Consider the following 17,595-nt stretch of genomic DNA (forward strand, 5'->3'; position numbering starts at 1 on the left):
ACCGGCGGCTCGCCGTCCTCACCCGGCCCCCGGTCTCACCGGGACGTGTACCGGTGCCGGGTCCACAGGGGCAGCACGAACCAGCACAGCAGGTACCAGACGACCACGACCGCGACCAGCCAGGGCACGAAGCCGTCGTGCGTCGCGACCCTGAGGATCAGCAGCAGTGAGGCGGTCATGGTGGCCAGCAGCAGCACCAGGCCGACGAAGGTCAGCCGGGAGGCCCAGCGCACCGCCTGGGGTTTGACCTGGCGCCCGGAGACGAGACGGTGCAGCGACACCGGTCCGATGAGCGCGCCCGTCGCGGTGGCGCCGAGGACGACGGTGACGATGTAGATGACCTTGTCCGTGTGGCCGAGGGTGTCGTACTTCTGCTGGAACACCACGGTGAGCAGGAAGCCGAAGAGGATCTGCACACCTGTCTGAGCGACCCGCACCTCCTGGATGAGCTCCCCCCACATGCGGTCGGCTCTCTCCTCCTCGGTCTCGTTGCGCCCCCGGCGCCTGTCCACGTCTTTTCCCGTCACTGTGCCGCCGCCCTCCCGTTTCCGCGAACTCCGCCCCACAACACACAGGGTTCCCCGAGAAGACGGGAATCCCGCCTGGTCGGACATCTGTTTGAGGGAGCGGCCCGCGGTTACACGGTCCGGGTGACGCAGACAGCCCGCTCGAGGAGGTTCCGGTCGATGCCCGGCACGCAGCTCACGGTGACGCTCGACGGCGGCGCTGTCGCCGACGCGCAGGCGGTCGTCAGGGTCCTTGAGGAGGTCTTCGGGTCGCCGGACGGGTTCCCCGGCGACGAGAGGGCGACCGTGCGCACGGCGACGTTCTCCGGGGAGAGGACCGAGGGGGCGCCCGGCGGGGCGGGGGACGGCGGCCGGCTCTCCGCGCCCGTGAACGTCACCGTCCAGGGCACTCCCGAGGCGGTGCGGAGGGCGAGCGACACGCTCACCCACGCCTTCACGGCCCAGGACGAGGGCGCGGCCGCCGGTGACCAGGAGCAGGAGCGGCAGCTGCGCCTGGAGCCGTGATCGGCCGGCGGCTCCGTCACCAGCGAGCCTCGACCTGGTCCTTGATCCGGCGCTCGTAGAGATCGCCGATCGCGGCGAGGATCTCGTCGGTCAGCGGGGGCAGCTTGGCGGCGGCCGCGTTGGCCCGTGCCTGCTCCGGGGAGCGGGCACCCGGGATGACGGTGGTGACACCCGGCTGCTGAACGATCCAGCGCAGCGCCAGCTGGGCCGGGGTGTATCCCTCGGGGGCGAGCGCTGCGAACTCGGCCGCGGCCTCCACCCCGGTGGCGTAGTCGACACCGGAGAAGGTCTCGCCCTGGTCGAAGGACTCCCCGTGCCGGTTGAAGGTGCGGTGGTCGTTGGCGGGGAAGACGGTGTCCTTGGTGTACTTGCCCGACAGCAGCCCCGAGGCGAGAGGGACCCGGGCGATGATGCCGACACCCGCGTCCCGGGCGGCTGGGAGCACCTCACGCAGGGGCTTCATACGGAACGGGTTGAGGATGATCTGCACGCTCGCCACGTTCGGCCGGGCGATCGCGGTCAGCGCCTCGGCGCAGGTCTCCACGCTGACGCCGTAGGCAGCGATCCGCTCCTCCTCGACGAGGGTGTCCAGCGCGTCGAAGACCGCGCCGGTGGAGTAGACGGGCGTCGGCGGGCAGTGCAGCTGCACCAGGTCGACGCGGTCGACTCCGAGGTTGCGCCGGGAGCGGTCGTTCCAGGCGCGGAAGTTGTCCAGAACGTAGTTCTCCGGGACCTGCTCGACGCGCCGGCCCATCTTGGTGGCGACCAGCACGTGCAGGTCGGGGCGGGTGCGCAGGAAGCCGGCGATGGTCTGCTCACTGCGCCCGTCGCCGTAGACGTCGGCGGTGTCGAAGAAGGTCACGCTCGACTCGGCGGCCGCCTCCAGCACATGCAGGGCCTCCTTGTCGTCCACGTCGCCCCAGTCGGCGCCCAGCTGCCAGGTGCCGAGCCCGACGGCCGAGGCGTGCTGATGGGACCTGCCGAATTCACGTTCGTCCATGGCGTCAGTCTGTCACCCGGGGGCCTCCGTGCCCGGAACCGACCACTCCGGCCGCTCACCCGGGCAGGGGCGTCAACTGCGACTGCACCACGGGTGCGTACCGCTCGACGATCTCGTCGACCGCGCTCGCGCGCAGCCGCGGTCCGCGCGCGATGCCGTACATCACGCCCAGACCGAGCAGGGCGCCCACGGCGAGCTCGGCGCGCAGGGCGGCGTCGGGGCCGCCGAGGCGTTCGGCGAGGCGTTCGGTCACCTGGGTGCGGAAGTTGGCGCGCAGGACGTCGCCGCGCTCGCCGTGCAGGGGCGCGAAGACGATCCGCAGGACGGGGTCGGCACCCCGGTCGCGCTGGCTTTCCAGAACATGGCGGACCAGGTGCCGGCCGAGGTCGTCGAGCGGCGCGTCGAGCAGGCCTCCCGCGTCGTCCTCGAAGGACATGACCCGGGCCAACAGCCCGTCCTTGGAGCCGAAGTACTTCAGCACCAGCGGCGGGCTCACCCCGGCCCGTTCGGCGATCGCCTTGACCGTGACGTCCCCGTGTGCCTGCCGCGCCAGAAAGTACCGGGCCGCCTTGAGGATCGCCTGCTTGGTCGCCTCGGCGTCCCGCCGGGCGGCCGCGGACGGAACGCCGCCGCCGGGTGCGGACGGGGCGCCACCGCCGGAACCGGGCGGGACTTTGCCGCCGGGTGCGGGCCGGGCCGGGCTTTCGGGGACGGGGGTGCCGGATGTGGTGCGCATGGGGGTCAGGCTTCCTCCAGGGCCTCGTCGCGGGGGTTCGGGGTGTGCTGGGTGGCGCGGCGGGAGCCGGCGGAGGATGTGTCGCCGGGGATGGTCAGGGCGGCCGCGCAGGCGGCCAGGGCGACCGTGCCCGCCATGGCGAAGGCCAGCAGGTAGCCGTGCAGGGTGGGTACGGGGGTGCCGTCGGCCGGGGCGGTGTGGTGGACGAGGACCGCGGCGACCGCCGCGCTGGAGGTGGCCTGGCCGATGGTGCGCATCAGGACGTTGACGCCGTTGGCGGAGGCGGTCTGCGCAGCCGGGACGGCGCGCAGGATCAGGGTGGGCAGCGCCGAGTACGCGAGGGTGGTGCCGGTCGCCACCACCGTGGCACCCAGGATGATCATCCACAGGTCGCGGCTGTCCGCGATCCGCACCGCGTAGCCGCAGGCGATCACCGCGGCCCCGAGCGCGAGGGTGATCCGCGGTCCGCGGGCCGCCGAGATGCGGGCCGAGACGGGCGAGAACAGCAGCATGGTGACACCTCCCGGCAGCAGGCACAGACCGGTGGCCACGATCGACAGACCCAGTCCGTAGCCGGTGGCCTTCGGCGCCTGCACCAGCTGGGCCGTCACCAGGGAGTTGGCGTAGAACGCGAAGCCCGTGAGCAGGGCGGCGACATGGGACAGGCCGACCTTCGGCCGGAACACCAGCCGCAGGTCCACCAGCGGTCGCCGGGCGCGCAGTTGCTGCCACCACCAGCCGGACAGGATGCCGGCGGCACCGGTGAAGAGACCCAGGATCCGCGGGCTGTCCCAGCCCCACTGGCCGCCCTGCGACACGCCCAGCAGAAGGCACACCAGCCCCGCGGCGAGTCCCAGCGCGCCCAGCACGTCGAACCGCCCCGGTTCCCGCACCGGCGACTCCCTCACCGCCCACCACACCGCCGCCACACCGAGGGCACCCAGGGCACCGGTCAGCCAGAACATCGTGTGCCAGTCGGCGTACTGGACGACCAGCGCGGCCAGTGGCAGACCGAGCGCGGCGCCGATGCCGACGGTGGAGCTCATCAGCGCGACCGCCGAACCCCGGCGCTCCGGCGGCAGTTCGTCCCGCAGAATGCTGATCGACAGGGGTACGACGGACGCCGCGGCGCCCTGCAGCGCGCGGGCGGTGATGAGCACGCCGATGTCGGAGGACAGCGCGCACGTCACCGAGCCCACGGTCATCAGGGCGAGCGCGGCCGTCAGCACCCGCCGCTTGCCGTACATGTCGCCGGCCCGGCCGAGCACCGGGGTGAGTACGGCCCCGGACAGCAGCGTCGCGGTGACCGTCCAGGAAACCGCGCCCGGGGACGCGCCCGTCAGTCGCGGCAGGTCCGGCAGCAGCGGTACGACCACGGTCTGCATGACGGCCATGAGGATGCCGCCGAACGCCAGCACCGGGATGGTGAACCGGTCCCTCGGGCGGGTGGCCTCGCCGCGCAAGCCGGCCGGGTCGGACATCGGTGCGGGCTGCTCCATCGGCGCTCCAGCGGGCGGCGGAGGTGAATGTCAATTCACCATATCGGGTGAACACCTCTTCACCAACGCCACCCCGACCCTGCAATCGCGTCAGTTTCCGCGCGTGAGCGGCGCCACTCCGGACGGGTCCCGTCGCCAAAGAACACGCGGAACACCCGTACCAGGGAGAGGAATTCCCCCTTCCGGCCATTCTCGGGCATCTCGCACAGCAAGATCATCTTCGTTCAAACTTGTACGGCATGTACGCGATTGTCCGGATCGCAGCCAACCCCTTCCCGGCGATTTCTCCCGCTTCCCGGCGGGCCGATAGGCATGCGGGGTCTCCACCCGAACCCACCCAGGAGGTCCCGTATGCCGGAACTCAGCCGTCGCCGCGCGCTCACCGTCACGGCCGCCCTCGCCGCTGCCGCCGGCGTCGGCACGGTCGCCGCCGCGCCCCGCGCGTCGGCCGCCGAACCCCACGCCCACCACCATGGCTCCCCCGAGCCGTTCGACGAGGTCTACAAGGGCCGCCGCATACAGGGCCGGCCGTCCAGCGGCGGCGGCCACCACCACGGCATGGGCGACATGGGCTACGCCGTGTTCGTCGACGGGGCCGAGCTGCACGTGATGCAGAACGCGGACGGGACCTGGATCAGCGTCGTCAGCCACTACGACCCGGTGGCGAGCCCGCTGGCCGCCGCCCGGGCCGCGGTCGACGAACTGCGCGGCGCGCGACTCGTCCCGTTCCCGGCCAACTGACCGCCCCCGCAAGGACATCCGGAGCACCCGCACATGACCGTACGCAAGAACCAGGCCACCCTGACCGCCGACGAGAAGCGGCGCTTCGTCGCCGCCGTACTGGAGCTCAAGCGCAGCGGCCGCTACGACGCCTTCGTCACCACGCACAACGCCTTCATCATGGGCGACACCGACAACGGCGAGCGGACGGGCCACCGTTCACCGTCGTTCCTGCCCTGGCACCGCAGATTCCTGCTGGAGTTCGAGCAGGCGCTGCAGTCCGTGGACGCCTCCGTCGCGCTGCCGTACTGGGACTGGAGCACCGACCGCACGGCCCGTGCCTCGCTGTGGGCACCGGACTTCCTGGGCGGCACCGGGCGGAGCGTGGACGGCCGGGTGATGGACGGCCCCTTCGCGGCCTCCTCCGGCAACTGGCCCATCTCCGTCCGCGTGGACAACCGCACCTATCTGCGCCGCTCGCTCGGCGCGAGCGTCCGAGAGCTGCCGACCCCGGCGGAGGTCGACTCGGTGCTGGCGATGGCCACGTACGACACCGCTCCCTGGAACAGCGCCTCCGACGGCTTCCGCAACCACCTCGAAGGCTGGCGCGGGGTCAATCTGCACAACCGGGTCCATGTATGGGTCGGCGGCCAGATGGCCACCGGTGTGTCGCCCAACGACCCGGTCTTCTGGCTGCACCACGCCTACATAGACAAGCTGTGGGCCCAGTGGCAGCGGCGGCACCCGGGCTCCGGCTACGTGCCCGCCGCCGGCACGCCCGACGTGGTGGACCTGCACGAGACCATGAAGCCGTGGAACAACGTGACCCCGGCGGACCTGCTGGACCACACCGCCCACTACACCTTCGACACGGACTGAGCGACGGCCTGAGCGACGGGCCGAGCGCCGGACCGAATGCGCCGGACCGAATGCGCCGGACCGGGCGGCGGCCGGGCACCCTTCGGCGCCCGGCCCGCCGGCGCCGCTACCCGGCGGCCGCCGTGCGGCACTCCGGGTGGCCCCAGCCCTGGTCGTTCTTGGCGATGGGCTCGCCGGCCGCGTAGGGGCGGCCGCACACACAGCGGCCGGGGAACTTCGCCTTGATCGTGCGGGACGCGGAACCGCCGCCGCGCTGCCGTGCCGTCCCGGCGCCGTTCGCGCGGCGGCGCGGGGCGGCCGAGGCGGGGGCGACGGGCGAGGGCGGCGGCTCCGGCGAGCCGAGGGCGCTGCCCGCGGGCTGCTGCACGGTCGCCGCCTGGCTGGCGGCGCGGTCGGCGAAGTCGTTGAGCGGGTCGCCGTCCACCTGGTGGGCGGGCACATAGCGGAATTCGACCGAACGGCCCTCCAGCAGCTCGTCGATCCGTACGACCAGTTCCTGGTTGGCGACCGGTTTGCCGGCGGCCGTCCTCCAGCCGTTGCGCTTCCAGCCGGGCAGCCAGGTGGTGACGGCCTTCATCGCGTACTGGGAGTCCATGCGGACCTCGAGCGGCACGCCCGGGTCGGTCGCCGTCAGCAGCCGCTCCAGCGCGGTGAGTTCGGCGACGTTGTTGGTGGCGGTGCCGAGCTCACCGGCCTCCCAGCGGTCCGGGGTCACGGCGTCGTCGGAGACCACCCACGCCCAGCCCGCCGGACCCGGATTTCCCTTCGAAGCCCCGTCGCACGCGGCCACCACACGTTCACGCATGACCTCGATCATGCCACGCCCGGACGGGGCCCCGGGGCCAGCGCCCGGGAAGGGTCTAGGAGGCGTCCCTGGCCCGCGGCAGGTCTCCCTGCGTGGTCGTGATGTCGATCACCGAGAAGTTCGCGCCCTGCGGGTCGCTGAGCGCCGCGAACCGGCCGAAGGGGCTGTCCATCGGCCCGAACCGCAGCACTCCGCCCCGCCTGGTCGCCGCGGCGACGGCGTCGTCGCAGTTCGCGACGGTGAAGTAGACGTTGATGTACGACGGCACCTCGGGCGGGAAGTCCTCCGTCATCCTCATCCGGCCGAGGACCGTGTCGTCGCCGACGTTGAACATACGGAAGTCGATCGCCTCGTCCTCGAGCTGCTTGGCGGTGTAGCCGAAGACGGCGGTGAAGAAGGGGTCCGACCTCTCGGGCTCGCGGGTGAAGACCTCGGCCCAGCAGTAGGCGCCGGGCACCGCGGTCGCCTCGAAGCCCTGGTGGGTGCCGCCCTGCCACACCCCGAACACCGCGCCGCTGGGCTCGCGGGCCAGGCACATGGTGCCGAAGTCGCCGACCTGCATCGGCTCCATCAGCACCTCGCCGCCGTTGGCGCGGATCCTGCCGGCGGTGGCGGCGGCGTCCGAAGAGCCGAAGTACAGGCACCACTGCGACTGACCCTCCTGCCCCGGCATGGGCGGGACGACGGCGGCCACCGCCTTGCCGTCCGCGTAGGCCTGGGTGTAGTTGCCGTACTCGGACGACGACTCGCCGAAGGTCCAGCCGAGGACGTCGGCGTAGAAGCTCTTGGCCCCCTCGACGTCGGTGAACATCGCATCGGCCCAGCAGGGGGCTCCCTCAGGTCGTACCGCCATGGCTGCGGCCCTCTCCCGTTCGGTGGCTTGTCCGGTTCCTCACGCTAGTCACACCCTCGGCGGGCCGCGCGCCGAATGACCGCCTCCGTGTCGTCCCCGGGTCCACACTGGAGGCGGGGACGGACGGCCGTGGCCGGGACGGGGCGTGAGATGACGGACGGGACGATGCGGGCATGGGCGGTGACCGGGCCGCGGCCGGTGGAGGAGGACCCCCTGAGGCTGGTCGAGAGGCCGGTTCCCGTGCCGGCGGACGACGAGCTGCTCGTGCATGTGCGCGCGTGCGGGGTGTGCCGCACCGACCTGCACGTCGCCGAGGGCGACCTGCAGGTGCGCCGGCCCGGGGTCACACCGGGCCACGAGGTGGTCGGCGTGGTCGCGGGCCGGGGAGGGGCGGTGCGCGGCTTCGAACTCGGCGACCGGGTGGGCGTGGCCTGGCTGCGCCGTACCGACGGCACCTGCGCCTACTGCGTGCGCGGCACGGAGAACCTGTGCCCGGCCTCGCGGTACACCGGCTGGGACGCCGACGGCGGTTACGCCGAGTACACCACCGTCCCGGCCGCGTTCGCCCACCGGCTGCCCGGCGAGGTGGACGACGTCGCACTGGCTCCCCTGCTGTGCGCGGGCATCATCGGCCACCGCGCACTGCGCCGGGCCTCGCTGCCCCCCGGCGGCCGGCTCGGTCTGTACGGCTTCGGGGGCAGCGCCCATCTGTGCGCCCAGGTGGCGCTCGCCGAGGGCGCCACGGTGCACGTCATGACGCGTGGGGCGGCCGCGCGGCGGCTCGCGCTGGAGCTCGGCGCCGCCTCGGCCCAGGACGCGTACGACGCGCCGCCGGAGCCCCTGGACAGCGCGATCCTGTTCGCCCCGGTGGGCGATCTGGTGCCGGTCGCGCTGCGGGCCCTCGACCGCGGCGGCGTGCTGGCCGTCGCCGGCATCCATCTGAGCGACACGCCGCCGCTGCACTACGAGAGCGAGCTGTTCTACGAGAAGGAGCTGCGCAGCGTCACCTCGAACACGCGGAAGGACGCACGGGAGTTCCTGGCCCTGGCCGCCCGGCACGGCGTGCGCGCCACCACGCACACCTATCCCTTCTCGCGCGCCCAGCAGGCGCTCAAGGACCTCAAGGCCGGCCGCTTCGACGGGGCCGCGGTGCTGGTGAACGACCTGTCCCCCGGGGGCGCCCCCGCGTAGGGCGGGCCCGCGTAGGGCGGGCCCGGTCCGGCGCGTGGCTTCCCCCTCGTGCCCGGCCGTGCTTGCCCGGGAGCCCTTTCGGGGGCCGGGGCGGGAGTTGCCCCATGCACGGGCCGTGGGTCGTGGGAGCGCTGCCGGCCGGTGTGCCGCTCGGCGCCTGCGGGGATCCGGCGGACCGGCCCGGGTCGTCGCCTCCCGCGCCCCCGGTGCCGGGCGCACCGGCCGCCACCGTCCCGCCGCGGGCCGGCGCCTCGTCCACCCGGGCCCGCACCCTGGCTCCGGTGAAGGCGCCCGCGGCCGGCCCCTGCGACGGCCGCCCCGAAGCCGTGCCCGGCGCGCTCGCCGGGCATCCTGCGCATGGCACGCGAGATCGCCCGGGCGGTCGACGAGGGCGCACGGCCGCGGTGGCCCGCCCCACGGTACGCCGGCCGGTGCCGCGGGGCCGGCCCACTCCCCCGGACGGGTGGGCCGGCCCTGCGGCGGCCCGCTACCCGCCCGCGTACGCCTGCTTCAGCGCCGCGATGTCCAGCTTGCCCATCTGGAGCATCGCCCGGGTGGTGCGGGCCGCCTTCTCCGGATCGGGGTCACCGATCATGTCGATGAGCCCGTCCGGGATGACCTGCCAGGAGACGCCGTACTTGTCCTTGAGCCAGCCGCAGGGGCCGCCCTCGCCGCCGTTCTCGGTGAGTTTGTTCCAGTAGTGGTCGATCTCCTCCTGGCTGTCGCAGTAGATCTGGAAGGAGATCGCCTCGTTGAACTTGAACTGCGGACCGCCGTTCAGCGCGATGAACTTGTGGCCGTTGGCCGTGAAGTCGACGGCGATCACGGAACCGGCGGGGCCCGGGCCGGCCTCGGTGTAGCGGCCGGTCCGCCCGATGCCGGAGTTCTTGAAGACCGAGACGTAGTAGTGGGCGGCCTCCTCGGCCTGGCCGTCGAACCACAGACAGGTGGTGAATCCTTCGGTGGCCACGGGTTACCTCCTGGAGTGCGGAAGTGCTTCTGCTGTGTCGACCGGTCCCGGGCCCGGAACTCATCGGCGGGAGCGGGGACCAATTCCGGATGGTCCTCGCGCCGCCCCGAACTAGCATCCGGATCATGACGACGTCACCGCCCACCGACGGCATCCGGCCCTTCCGCCTCGCCATCCCCCAGTGCGACCTCGACGACCTGCGCGACCGCCTCGACCGCACCCGCTGGCCCGACGAGCTGCCCGGCGCCGGCTGGGACCACGGCGTGCCCCAGGGCTACCTGCGCGAGCTCGTACGGTACTGGCGGCACACCTACGACTGGCGTGCGGCCGAGGCGCGGCTGAACGAGTGGCCGCAGTTCACGACCACGATCGACGGGGCGAACGTCCACTTCGCCCATGTCCGCTCCCCCGAGCCGGACGCCACCCCGCTCGTCATCACCCATGGCTGGCCGGGGTCGATCGTGGAGTTCCTCGACATCGTGGGGCCGCTCACCGACCCTGCGGCGCACGGCGGCGACCCGGCCGACGCGTTCCACGTCGTGGTGCCGAGCGTCCCGGGCTTCGGGCTGTCCGGGCCCACCCGCGACCGCGGCTGGGAGGCCGGCCGGGTCGCCGACGCGTGGGCCGGACTGATGCGGCGGCTCGGCTACGAGCGGTTCGGCGCACAGGGCGGCGACTGGGGCGCGGCGATCTCCCGCGAGCTGGGCCGCGCCCACCCCGACCGGGTGATCGGCGTCCACCTCAACCTGCTCCCGGGGGCGCAGCAGGCCACCGAGCCGACCGATGCGGAGCTGGCCCCGCTGTCCGCCGAGGAACGGGAGCGCACGCTCACCTCATGGCGGCGCTGGGCGGCCTGGCAGCGGGAGGGCACGGGATACGCGGTCCTGCACTCGACCCGGCCGCAGACGCTGGCGTACGCGCTCACCGACTCACCGGTCGGCCAACTGGCATGGATCGTCGAGAAGTTCCGCGAGTGGACGGACTGCGAGGAACTGCCGGAGGAGGCCGTCGACCGGGACCGGCTGCTGACCGACGTGATGCTGTACTGGCTGACCGGGACCGCGGGTTCGGCGGCCCGGATCTACTACGAGCGGGCGCACGCCGCCCCGGACCGGGCCGCCGCACCGACCCTGCCGTCGACCGCGCCCACCGCGCTCGCCGTCTTCCCGGCCGAACCGCAGGTGCCGCTGCGGCACAGGGCGGAGCGCACCGAGAACATCGTGCGGTGGACACAGTTCGACCGGGGCGGCCACTTCGCGGCGATGGAGGAGCCGGACCTGCTGGCCGGTGACGTACGGGCGTTCTTCCGGCAGTTGCGCGAGAAGGGCTGAGACAGCAGGGCTCAGCCACCTGGCCCGAGACGGCAGGCCCGAGACGGCAGGCCCGAGACACCGGACCTCAAGACGGGACCTGAGACACCAGGGCCGAGTCACCGGTCTCCGGGGGCCGGGTGGACGCGCCCGCCGAGTGCGCTCTGCCCGTGGCGAATCTGCCACGGGCAGAGAAACCGCCTGGGTGGGCCGCCCGCGGTCAACAGTGGAGCCGACGGCGTTCGTTGCCACGACAAGGAGATCCGATGCCTCCACTCACCAAGCTCTCGCCGCGTGCGGAGGAGGGCGACACACCGCCCAGCCGCTTCGACGACCATCTCGCGGCCCAGCTCCTCGCCCAGCGGATCGTTTTCCTGGGCACCCAGGTCGACGAGGTGTCGGCCAACCGCGTGTGCGCACAGCTGTTGCTGCTGTCGGCGGAGGACCCGCGTACCGACATCGGCCTGTACATCAACAGCCCCGGCGGGTCCGTCACCGCGGGGCTCGCCATCTACGACACGATGCGGCTCATCCCCAACGACGTGTCCACGCTGGCCATGGGGTTCGCCGCGAGCATGGGCCAGTTCCTGCTCACCGTGGGCACGCGCGGCAAGCGGTTCGCGCTGCCGCACGCGCGGATCATGATGCACCAGCCGTCGGCGGGGATCGGCGGCACCACCGCGGACATCGAGATCCAGGCGGAGAACCTGGAGCACACCAAGCGGACCATCGAACGGCTCACCGCCGAGCACACGGGGCAGAGCGAGGAGACGATCTCGCGGGACGGCGACCGGGACCGCTGGTTCACGGCCGAACAGGCCAGGGAGTACGGGTTGGTGGACCGGGTGGTGGAGTCGCTGACCGACGTCCGACCGGCCTCCTCACGACGGCGGATGGGGTTGTGACATGGGGTCGTACACGATTCCCCACGTGATCGAGCGGACCGCGCAGGGCGAGCGGTCCTACGACGTGTTCAGCCGGCTGCTGAACGAGCGGATCATCTTTCTCGGCACCGAGATCGACGACGGCGTCGCCAACGTGGTCATCGCGCAACTGCTCCATCTGGAGTCGGCGAACCCGGAGCACGAGATCGCGATCTATCTCAACTCGCCCGGAGGTTCGTTCACTTCGCTGATGGCGATCTACGACACGATGACGTTCGTGCAGTCGCCGATCTCCACGTTCTGTGTGGGGCAGGCCGCCTCGACGGCGGCCGTGCTGCTGGCCGGCGGGGACCCCGGACGGCGGTTCGTGCTGGAGCACGCGCGCGTGCTGCTCGGGCAGCCGGCCAGCGGCGGCCGTCAGGGAACGGTCTCCGACCTGGCGCTCCAGGCCAAGGAGATGGTCCGGATCCGCTCCCAGGTCGAGGAGGTGCTGTCCCGGCACACCGGACACGAGGTGGCGGCCCTGCGCGCCGACATGGACCGCGACAAGGTGTTCACCGCGCACGAGGCGGTGGCCTACGGGCTGGCCGACGAGGTGCTGAACCGGCGCCTCACGATGGTGTGAGGCGCCGGTCCGGACGTGCCGGTCAGGCGGCCAGGCACAGTCCGTCGTAGCCGGAGGCGGACGGGCCGCGGCCGTGGGCGTGGCCGTGGCCCGCGGTCCGGCCGGTGAGCCGGACCAGTTCGCCCTGCGCCAGCGACAGCAGGTCGCCGATGCCCAGCCCGAGGGCCTGGGCCGCGGCCGCCAGGACCTCCGAGGAGGCCTCCTTGCGGCCGCGCTCGACCTCCGACAGGTACGGCATGGAGATCCGCGCCGCGTCGGCGACGTCCTTGAGCGTGCGCTCCTGGGCGAGCCGCTCACGACGCAGGACGTCGCCGACGAGGTCGCGCCACAGGGGTTCGCGTGCGACGGCCGGCGCTCTCCGGCCGGGGGCGCGGCCCGGCACCGGGTGGGCGGACGCTGAGCGGGCGGACACCGGGCGGCCGGACTCGGGGCGGCCGGACTCGGGGCGGCCGGACTCGGGGCGGCCGGACTCGGGGCGGCCGGACTCGGGGCGGCCGGACTCGGGGCGGGCGGGCTCGGGGCGGGCGGTTCCCGGGCGCGCGGCCGGCGGGCGCAGGGGAATGACGCGGGCTTGGTTCGCTTGGTTGCTCACCACTTCAGCCTAGGAGTCCTGAACGCGGGCGGAAGGGACCGGAGTTCCGCCCTGGGTGAAGCGCCGCCCGGAAGCGGACGGGACGGCAGCCGGGCGGCGCCGCCGGTTTCGCGCCGCCCGCGGCACGAGGGGCATGTGCCGGGTCACTGCGGGTATCCGACGGGCACGTCACACACGACACGACGGGCAAGAGTGAGGAGACCCTTGTGCTGATGGCCCACCCGGCGGTGCTGTCCAACCTCGTCGAGCAGTACGACACCCTGCGCATCCTGGACGCCGACCACGGCACCCCGGAGGTCCGCAGGCGCATGGACGACCTGGCCTGCACACTGTGCGTGCCGACCGGCACCGAGGACGTGGACACGGCCCTGATCGCGGCCCGGCACCGGCTGCCCGGCGCCCCGGCGACTGCAGGAGCTGCGCGTGGAGCTGGCCAGGGCGCGCGAGGAGCTGGCCGGCCGTCTGGACCGCGAACCGACCGTCGCCGAGCTCGCCACCTTGATGAACCTCACCGGCAACGAGGTGGCCGAGGGCCAGATCGCCGCCAACGGCTACAACTCCGCGTCGCTGGACGCCGCCCTCACCGGTGACGGCCCCGAGGGCGGCGAGGCGGTGCTCGCCGACTTCATCGGCGTGGAGGAGGACGGGATCAGGCTCGTGGAGGACTTCCACGCGCTGGCCCCACTGGTGGCCGGACTCGGCGAACGGGACCGGCAGATCATCCATCTCCGTTTCGTGGAGGAGGCCACGCAGGCGGAGATCGGCGAACGGCTCGGCTGCTCGCAGATGCACGTGTCCCGGCTGATCAAGCGCATCATCACCCACGGCAGGGCATGCTGGGCGAGCTGGGCTGCGCCTGACCACGGGACGAAGACGAAGAAGACGCGGGAAAGGCGGCAGACGCGGCAGACGGCAGGCCGGGACGAGGAGGACGGCAGGCCAGGGAGGGCTCAGTCGCCGTCGAGGCGGACCACCGCGCGCACGCACTTGCCCACCGGCACCCGCTCCACGGTGACCTCCGCCGCCAGCGCGTGCACGATCTCCAGGCCGTGCCGGCCGACGCGCTCGGGGTCGCGGGGAAAACGCCGGGGCAGCGCCGCGCTGCTGTCGTAGACGGAGACGGCCACCGAGGCGTCCGTGCCCTCCAGCTCCAGGATGTACGGCCCGTTGCTGTGCCGGTCGGCATTGGTGACGAGCTCGCTGACCACCAGGAGCAGTGCTTCGCCGGACCGGCGGCCGATCCCGGCGCACCACTCGGTCCTGAGCTGGTCCAGGAAGTGCGCGGCGAAGGAGCGCGCCTCGGCGATGCACCCCGGTTCACCGGTGTAGTGCGCCGCCCGCCGGAGCGGTTCCACGGGAACGTCGAAACCAGTCGGTATCACTGCCCCGTCCAGGTATTCGGTCATGCATGTCTCTCTCGGAAGCCGGTCTGACCGGACGCTGCTGCACCTGTGCTGTTACCCCGAGCCGCGCTCGGCAGTCCCCGTACGGCGGCCCGGCCTCGCCGTGACCGGTTCAGGACGTCGGCCCCGGAGCGGACGGCTGCGGGGCGCCGGGGCCGGACCCGGGCTGCGAGAGTGCCCCGGCCGGTGCCGAGGAGGTGGGCACGGTCTGCGACCCCAGGGACTGGGACGACGGCGGCTGGGCGGACGGCGGCCCGGAGGACGGGGGCGGCGCCGACGGCTCGGACGGCCCCGAGGTGGGCGGTGCCGACGGTGTGGAGGGCGGCGGGGGGTTCGAGGGCGGCGGCGAGGCCGGAGCCGAGGAGGGGGCGCTCGAGGGCGGGGGGTTCGAGGCCGGCGGCGAGGACGGAGGCTTGCCCGGCCCGGACGACGACGAGGAGGACGGCGAGGACGAGGAGGAGGACGGCGGGGAGGAGGACTTCGAGGCGGACGGCGGCGTGCTGCTGGGCAGCAGGACGCTGGTGCTCGGGGTGGGAGGGTGCTTCGGCGGCTCCGTCCAGTGGTCCTTGTGGCCCGTGTCTCCTCGGGCGCGGGCGAAGTACTTGTGGTGGTGCGGGTCGTAGACGACGAACACCTTCACGGGCTGCGGCGCGGGGGTGACCACGACGACGTTCTGCGGACGGTACGACGCCCACGACGGGCCCGTGTACTTGGGCGTGGCCGACTGGGCGACCGGTGGCGTCAGCGGGTTGCCGCAGACACAGCGGTTGCGGGGCACTCCGCGGGCGTCGACCAGGACGGCCGTGCCGGTCTGGAGGACGGACTGGTAGCTGGTGGCCGACCCGTCGCGGTATCCGTGGGCGGTGACGCGGGTGTCCATGCGCAGCTGCACGGGCGTGAGCGAGCGCAGATAGGCCGGCACGGCGGCCGGGCGGACGCCGACGCTCGAGGCGTAGGCACGGTTCTTGGCGGGGTTCGCCCGGAGGTCCGCGATCTGCTTCTCCACGTCGCAGCTGGCCGCGTTCCGGGTACCGCTGTACAGGCCGGGCGCCCCGCCGGAGATGCCCCGCACGGTGTTGGGCGCCATGGACTGCGTGGCCGAGGCCGCGGACGGCCGGCCCGGCGACGCGGGAGTGATCTGCCCCGGCGGGGGCTGCGCCGTCGACGAGCCGTCGCCGGTCGTCGCGGACGACGGTGTGAAGGGGTCGGGTCCCGTCGCGGCCGCGGGCTGCAGGAACACCTCGCCCCGCGCCTGCGGTCCGCCGGAGTTGGTGAGCACGACGGCCACGACCACCGCGGCCACCACGAGTCCGGCGAGTACCGCGACCCGCGGAACCGAGGACCACCAGGGCCGGCCGGGCTCCGGCGCGGCACCGCCGCCGCCCCCGCCCGAAGGCAGGGTGGGTGGGCCCGAGGGCGGCTGGGAGGGCGGCCCCGACAGAGGTCCGGAAGGAGGTCCTGTGGGGCGGCCGGAGGCCGGCGGTTCGACGCTCACGAGCACTCCCGACGTCGGCATATGCGGCAGTTCACCCGGATGCCGCCGCTTTTTCCGAACATCACCATTGTGTGCTCCGGTCGGGCGCCGCTCGCAAGCGGACGCGGACGGCCCTCCCGGCGGGCGCACCGCCACAGCGCTGCTTAGCGTGGCAGCGTGAGCCCGCCGAGCCCCGCCGCCCCGCCCGCGGCCCGCCATGGCTGGGTGCAGGCCCTCGCCACGGTGCTGGCCGGGCTGGTCGCCATGGGCGTGGTCGCCGCGCTGGGTCTGTGGGCGGCCGGTGCCGCGGACCTCCCCGACAACGCCTTCCCACGCGTGGTCGCCGCGACCGTGGTGACGGCGGTCGGCGGTTCCGTGGAGCTGTCGGGCAACGCCGGCGCGCTCGCCGAGACACACGCCGGGATCACGGTGATGCCGCTGTCGGTCACGCTGGTCGGGGCGCTCGTCGTCGCGGCGGGCTTCCTGCGGCCGCTGCGGCACCGGGCGGTGGCCGGGGTGCGGGAGCTGGCCGGGTGGGCCGCCCGCATCGCCGTACTGTGGCTGCTCGCGCTGATCGGCCTGGCGTTCGGGGCCCGTCAGACCTTCGCCATCGACCTCGGCAACGGGGTGCTCGGGGCGATCGGCGGCCTGTTCGGCGCCGCGCCGGAGGTCGGCTTCACCACTCAGGTGCCGCTGACCGTGCTGTTCGGGCTGCTGTGGCTGGCGGGCGTGCTGGTGCTGGCCCTGCTGGTGGCGCGCGGGGCACCGCTGCCGGCGCGGCTGCTGCGGTTCCAGACGCCGGTGCGTCCGGCGGCGTACGCGATGGTCGCCCTGCTGCTCGTCGACGTCGCCGTGGCTCTCGTCGTCGCGCTGGTGACGGCGGCGACGCGCGGACACCCGGCGCAGACCTTCGCCGTGATCCTGCTCGGGCTGCCCAACCTTGCCTGGCCCGCCCTCACGATCGGGCTCGGCGCCACCTGGAACGGCCGGGTGGACGGCCCGTTCGCACTGCCGATGCCGCATCTGCTCGACGAGGTGCTGCGCACCCCCGACGTGTCCACGCTCAACCTGGGCACTCTCGCGGAGCACGACGGCCGGGTGTGGTGGCTGCTGGTCGCCGACGCGCTGCTGGTGCCGGCCGCCGCGTTCCTGATGGCGAGCCGCTCACCGGCCCGGGTGGGCAGCCGGCGGCACGCCCTGCGCATGGCCGTCGCGCTGGCGCTGACGGTCCTGACGATCTGCCTCGTGGGCCGGATCTCCGCCCACTACGGGCTGTCCCTGCTCGGCATCGCAGACGTCGGCGGCAACCTCTCCGGTGAGCTGCTGCTCACGCCCCGGCTGTGGAGTGCGCTCGGCCTCGCCCTGCTGTGGGGCCTGGTCACGGGCTTTCTGGGCGCACTGGCGGCCCGGCGGGTGCGCCGCCCCGGTGAGGTGCCGCCCGAAGTCCCATCCGAGCGGTCCCAGGGCCCGTGACGGACCGGCCCGCCGGGCGTGTACCGGCCGCGGTCGTGCCCGGGGCGCCGTCGTACCCGGGCCGCGATCATGCCGGGGCGCGGTCGTGCCCGGGCCGCGGTCGTGCCCGGGCCGCGGTCGTGCCCGGGCCGCGGTCGTGACGCGTACGCG

18 protein-coding genes and 3 pseudogenes are annotated in these 17,595 nt (G+C 73.3%); 11 read left to right on the top strand and 10 right to left on the bottom strand.

Features of this window, described 5'->3' with window-relative positions:
• Positions 1 to 35: 35 nt before the first annotated feature.
• Positions 36 to 461: a DUF6328 family protein gene (locus ACH4UM_RS28680; protein ID WP_398185593.1), complete on the bottom strand. Its 426-nt coding sequence runs from the start codon at positions 459 to 461 to the stop codon at positions 36 to 38.
• Positions 462 to 686: 225 nt separating this feature from the next.
• On the opposite strand from ACH4UM_RS28680, the gene ACH4UM_RS28685 reads away from it, so the two are divergent.
• Complete coding sequence (locus tag ACH4UM_RS28685) at positions 687 to 1,031, top strand: hypothetical protein (RefSeq protein WP_398185275.1); 345 nt, start codon at positions 687 to 689, stop codon at positions 1,029 to 1,031.
• A 16-nt stretch (positions 1,032 to 1,047) separates the two neighbouring features.
• On the opposite strand, the gene ACH4UM_RS28690 is transcribed toward ACH4UM_RS28685, so the two are convergent.
• The 3 genes from ACH4UM_RS28690 to ACH4UM_RS28700 are packed head-to-tail and all read right to left on the bottom strand — an operon-like array spanning position 1,048 to position 4,266.
• Positions 1,048 to 2,031 carry an aldo/keto reductase gene (locus ACH4UM_RS28690; protein WP_398185278.1) on the bottom strand — a complete coding sequence of 328 codons (984 nt, stop codon included), beginning with the start codon at positions 2,029 to 2,031 and terminating at the stop codon, positions 1,048 to 1,050.
• A 55-nt stretch (positions 2,032 to 2,086) separates the two neighbouring features.
• On the bottom strand, positions 2,087 to 2,767 hold the full coding sequence (locus ACH4UM_RS28695; RefSeq protein WP_398185281.1) for a TetR family transcriptional regulator: 681 nt from the start codon (positions 2,765 to 2,767) through the stop codon (positions 2,087 to 2,089).
• Positions 2,768 to 2,772: 5 nt separating this feature from the next.
• A complete protein-coding gene (locus tag ACH4UM_RS28700; protein ID WP_398185283.1) occupies positions 2,773 to 4,266 on the bottom strand; it encodes an MFS transporter in 1,494 nt (497 codons plus the stop codon).
• A 351-nt stretch (positions 4,267 to 4,617) separates the two neighbouring features.
• Here ACH4UM_RS28700 and ACH4UM_RS28705 point away from each other — a divergent pair, with 351 nt between their 5' ends.
• The gene (locus ACH4UM_RS28705; protein WP_398185286.1) at positions 4,618 to 5,007 is read left to right on the top strand and encodes a tyrosinase cofactor; all 390 of its coding nucleotides are present in this window, start codon (positions 4,618 to 4,620) and stop codon (positions 5,005 to 5,007) included.
• A 33-nt stretch (positions 5,008 to 5,040) separates the two neighbouring features.
• Complete coding sequence (locus tag ACH4UM_RS28710) at positions 5,041 to 5,865, top strand: tyrosinase family protein (RefSeq protein WP_398185289.1); 825 nt, start codon at positions 5,041 to 5,043, stop codon at positions 5,863 to 5,865.
• Positions 5,866 to 5,971: 106 nt separating this feature from the next.
• On the opposite strand, the gene ACH4UM_RS28715 is transcribed toward ACH4UM_RS28710, so the two are convergent.
• Together ACH4UM_RS28715 and ACH4UM_RS28720 are read right to left on the bottom strand one after the other, a co-directional pair.
• Positions 5,972 to 6,670, bottom strand: coding sequence for a ribonuclease H (locus ACH4UM_RS28715; protein ID WP_398185292.1), 699 nt, complete (start codon positions 6,668 to 6,670; stop codon positions 5,972 to 5,974).
• Between the two features lie 55 nt (positions 6,671 to 6,725).
• The gene (locus ACH4UM_RS28720) at positions 6,726 to 7,523 is read right to left on the bottom strand and encodes a VOC family protein (RefSeq protein ID WP_398185295.1); all 798 of its coding nucleotides are present in this window, start codon (positions 7,521 to 7,523) and stop codon (positions 6,726 to 6,728) included.
• A gap of 165 nt (positions 7,524 to 7,688) precedes the next feature.
• On the opposite strand from ACH4UM_RS28720, the gene ACH4UM_RS28725 reads away from it, so the two are divergent.
• Together ACH4UM_RS28725 and ACH4UM_RS28730 are read left to right on the top strand one after the other, a co-directional pair.
• Positions 7,689 to 8,714 (top strand): zinc-binding alcohol dehydrogenase family protein, encoded by a 1,026-nt coding sequence (locus ACH4UM_RS28725; protein WP_398185596.1) that lies wholly within the window; start codon positions 7,689 to 7,691, stop codon positions 8,712 to 8,714.
• A gap of 300 nt (positions 8,715 to 9,014) precedes the next feature.
• Positions 9,015 to 9,110, top strand: a pseudogene (locus tag ACH4UM_RS28730) (SGNH/GDSL hydrolase family protein); the annotation flags it as partial.
• 91 nt (positions 9,111 to 9,201) lie between these two features.
• On the opposite strand, the gene ACH4UM_RS28735 reads toward ACH4UM_RS28730, so the two are convergent.
• Positions 9,202 to 9,684: a VOC family protein gene (locus tag ACH4UM_RS28735; protein ID WP_398185298.1), complete on the bottom strand. Its 483-nt coding sequence runs from the start codon at positions 9,682 to 9,684 to the stop codon at positions 9,202 to 9,204.
• Positions 9,685 to 9,809: 125 nt separating this feature from the next.
• On the opposite strand from ACH4UM_RS28735, the gene ACH4UM_RS28740 reads away from it, so the two are divergent.
• The 3 genes from ACH4UM_RS28740 (at position 9,810) to ACH4UM_RS28750 (ending at position 12,503) form a co-directional block, all read left to right on the top strand.
• Complete coding sequence (locus ACH4UM_RS28740; protein WP_398185301.1) at positions 9,810 to 11,015, top strand: epoxide hydrolase family protein; 1,206 nt, start codon at positions 9,810 to 9,812, stop codon at positions 11,013 to 11,015.
• 245 nt (positions 11,016 to 11,260) lie between these two features.
• Positions 11,261 to 11,899: a ClpP family protease gene (locus ACH4UM_RS28745; protein WP_398185304.1), complete on the top strand. Its 639-nt coding sequence runs from the start codon at positions 11,261 to 11,263 to the stop codon at positions 11,897 to 11,899.
• A 1-nt stretch (position 11,900) separates the two neighbouring features.
• Entirely contained in the window at positions 11,901 to 12,503 is a 603-nt protein-coding gene (locus ACH4UM_RS28750) for a ClpP family protease (protein ID WP_398185307.1), read from the top strand.
• 22 nt (positions 12,504 to 12,525) lie between these two features.
• Here ACH4UM_RS28750 and ACH4UM_RS28755 read toward each other — a convergent pair whose 3' ends face one another.
• Positions 12,526 to 13,095, bottom strand: coding sequence for a helix-turn-helix domain-containing protein (locus tag ACH4UM_RS28755; protein WP_398185310.1), 570 nt, complete (start codon positions 13,093 to 13,095; stop codon positions 12,526 to 12,528).
• 206 nt (positions 13,096 to 13,301) lie between these two features.
• On the opposite strand from ACH4UM_RS28755, the pseudogene ACH4UM_RS28760 reads away from it, so the two are divergent.
• Positions 13,302 to 13,496: pseudogene (locus ACH4UM_RS28760) on the top strand (DUF5133 domain-containing protein); the annotation flags it as partial.
• Positions 13,495 to 13,955 (top strand): annotated as a pseudogene (locus ACH4UM_RS28765) (sigma-70 family RNA polymerase sigma factor); the annotation flags it as partial. The pseudogenes ACH4UM_RS28760 and ACH4UM_RS28765, both read left to right, overlap by 2 nt.
• 90 nt (positions 13,956 to 14,045) lie before the next feature.
• Here the strand turns inward: ACH4UM_RS28765 and ACH4UM_RS28770 are convergent.
• Together ACH4UM_RS28770 and ACH4UM_RS28775 are read right to left on the bottom strand one after the other, a co-directional pair.
• Positions 14,046 to 14,501 carry an ATP-binding protein gene (locus ACH4UM_RS28770; protein ID WP_398185313.1) on the bottom strand — a complete coding sequence of 152 codons (456 nt, stop codon included), beginning with the start codon at positions 14,499 to 14,501 and terminating at the stop codon, positions 14,046 to 14,048.
• Between the two features lie 109 nt (positions 14,502 to 14,610).
• A complete protein-coding gene (locus ACH4UM_RS28775; protein ID WP_398185316.1) occupies positions 14,611 to 15,993 on the bottom strand; it encodes a DUF6777 domain-containing protein in 1,383 nt (460 codons plus the stop codon).
• A 243-nt stretch (positions 15,994 to 16,236) separates the two neighbouring features.
• On the opposite strand from ACH4UM_RS28775, the gene ACH4UM_RS28780 reads away from it, so the two are divergent.
• A complete protein-coding gene (locus ACH4UM_RS28780) occupies positions 16,237 to 17,445 on the top strand; it encodes a streptophobe family protein (protein WP_398185599.1) in 1,209 nt (402 codons plus the stop codon).
• The last annotated feature ends 150 nt before the right edge of the window (positions 17,446 to 17,595 follow it).

Origin of the sequence: Streptomyces sp. NPDC020801, from assembly GCF_044334385.1 — a bacterium.
Lineage (GTDB): Bacteria > Actinomycetota > Actinomycetes > Streptomycetales > Streptomycetaceae > Streptomyces.

Bases quoted from the DNA above. Each gene is read 5' to 3' on its own strand.
- ACH4UM_RS28680 (WP_398185593.1), bottom strand. From the start codon at position 461: ATGTGGGGGGAGCTCATCCAGGAGGTGCGGGTCGCTCAGACAGGTGTG.
- ACH4UM_RS28685 (WP_398185275.1), top strand. From the start codon at position 687: ATGCCCGGCACGCAGCTCACGGTGACGCTCGACGGCGGCGCTGTCGCC.
- ACH4UM_RS28690 (WP_398185278.1), bottom strand. From the start codon at position 2,031: ATGGACGAACGTGAATTCGGCAGGTCCCATCAGCACGCCTCGGCCGTC.
- ACH4UM_RS28695 (WP_398185281.1), bottom strand. From the start codon at position 2,767: ATGCGCACCACATCCGGCACCCCCGTCCCCGAAAGCCCGGCCCGGCCC.
- ACH4UM_RS28700 (WP_398185283.1), bottom strand. From the start codon at position 4,266: ATGGAGCAGCCCGCACCGATGTCCGACCCGGCCGGCTTGCGCGGCGAG.
- ACH4UM_RS28705 (WP_398185286.1), top strand. From the start codon at position 4,618: ATGCCGGAACTCAGCCGTCGCCGCGCGCTCACCGTCACGGCCGCCCTC.
- ACH4UM_RS28710 (WP_398185289.1), top strand. From the start codon at position 5,041: ATGACCGTACGCAAGAACCAGGCCACCCTGACCGCCGACGAGAAGCGG.
- ACH4UM_RS28715 (WP_398185292.1), bottom strand. From the start codon at position 6,670: ATGCGTGAACGTGTGGTGGCCGCGTGCGACGGGGCTTCGAAGGGAAAT.
- ACH4UM_RS28720 (WP_398185295.1), bottom strand. From the start codon at position 7,523: ATGGCGGTACGACCTGAGGGAGCCCCCTGCTGGGCCGATGCGATGTTC.
- ACH4UM_RS28725 (WP_398185596.1), top strand. From the start codon at position 7,689: ATGCGGGCATGGGCGGTGACCGGGCCGCGGCCGGTGGAGGAGGACCCC.
- ACH4UM_RS28740 (WP_398185301.1), top strand. From the start codon at position 9,810: ATGACGACGTCACCGCCCACCGACGGCATCCGGCCCTTCCGCCTCGCC.
- ACH4UM_RS28745 (WP_398185304.1), top strand. From the start codon at position 11,261: ATGCCTCCACTCACCAAGCTCTCGCCGCGTGCGGAGGAGGGCGACACA.
- ACH4UM_RS28750 (WP_398185307.1), top strand. From the start codon at position 11,901: ATGGGGTCGTACACGATTCCCCACGTGATCGAGCGGACCGCGCAGGGC.
- ACH4UM_RS28770 (WP_398185313.1), bottom strand. From the start codon at position 14,501: ATGACCGAATACCTGGACGGGGCAGTGATACCGACTGGTTTCGACGTT.
- ACH4UM_RS28780 (WP_398185599.1), top strand. From the start codon at position 16,237: ATGGGCGTGGTCGCCGCGCTGGGTCTGTGGGCGGCCGGTGCCGCGGAC.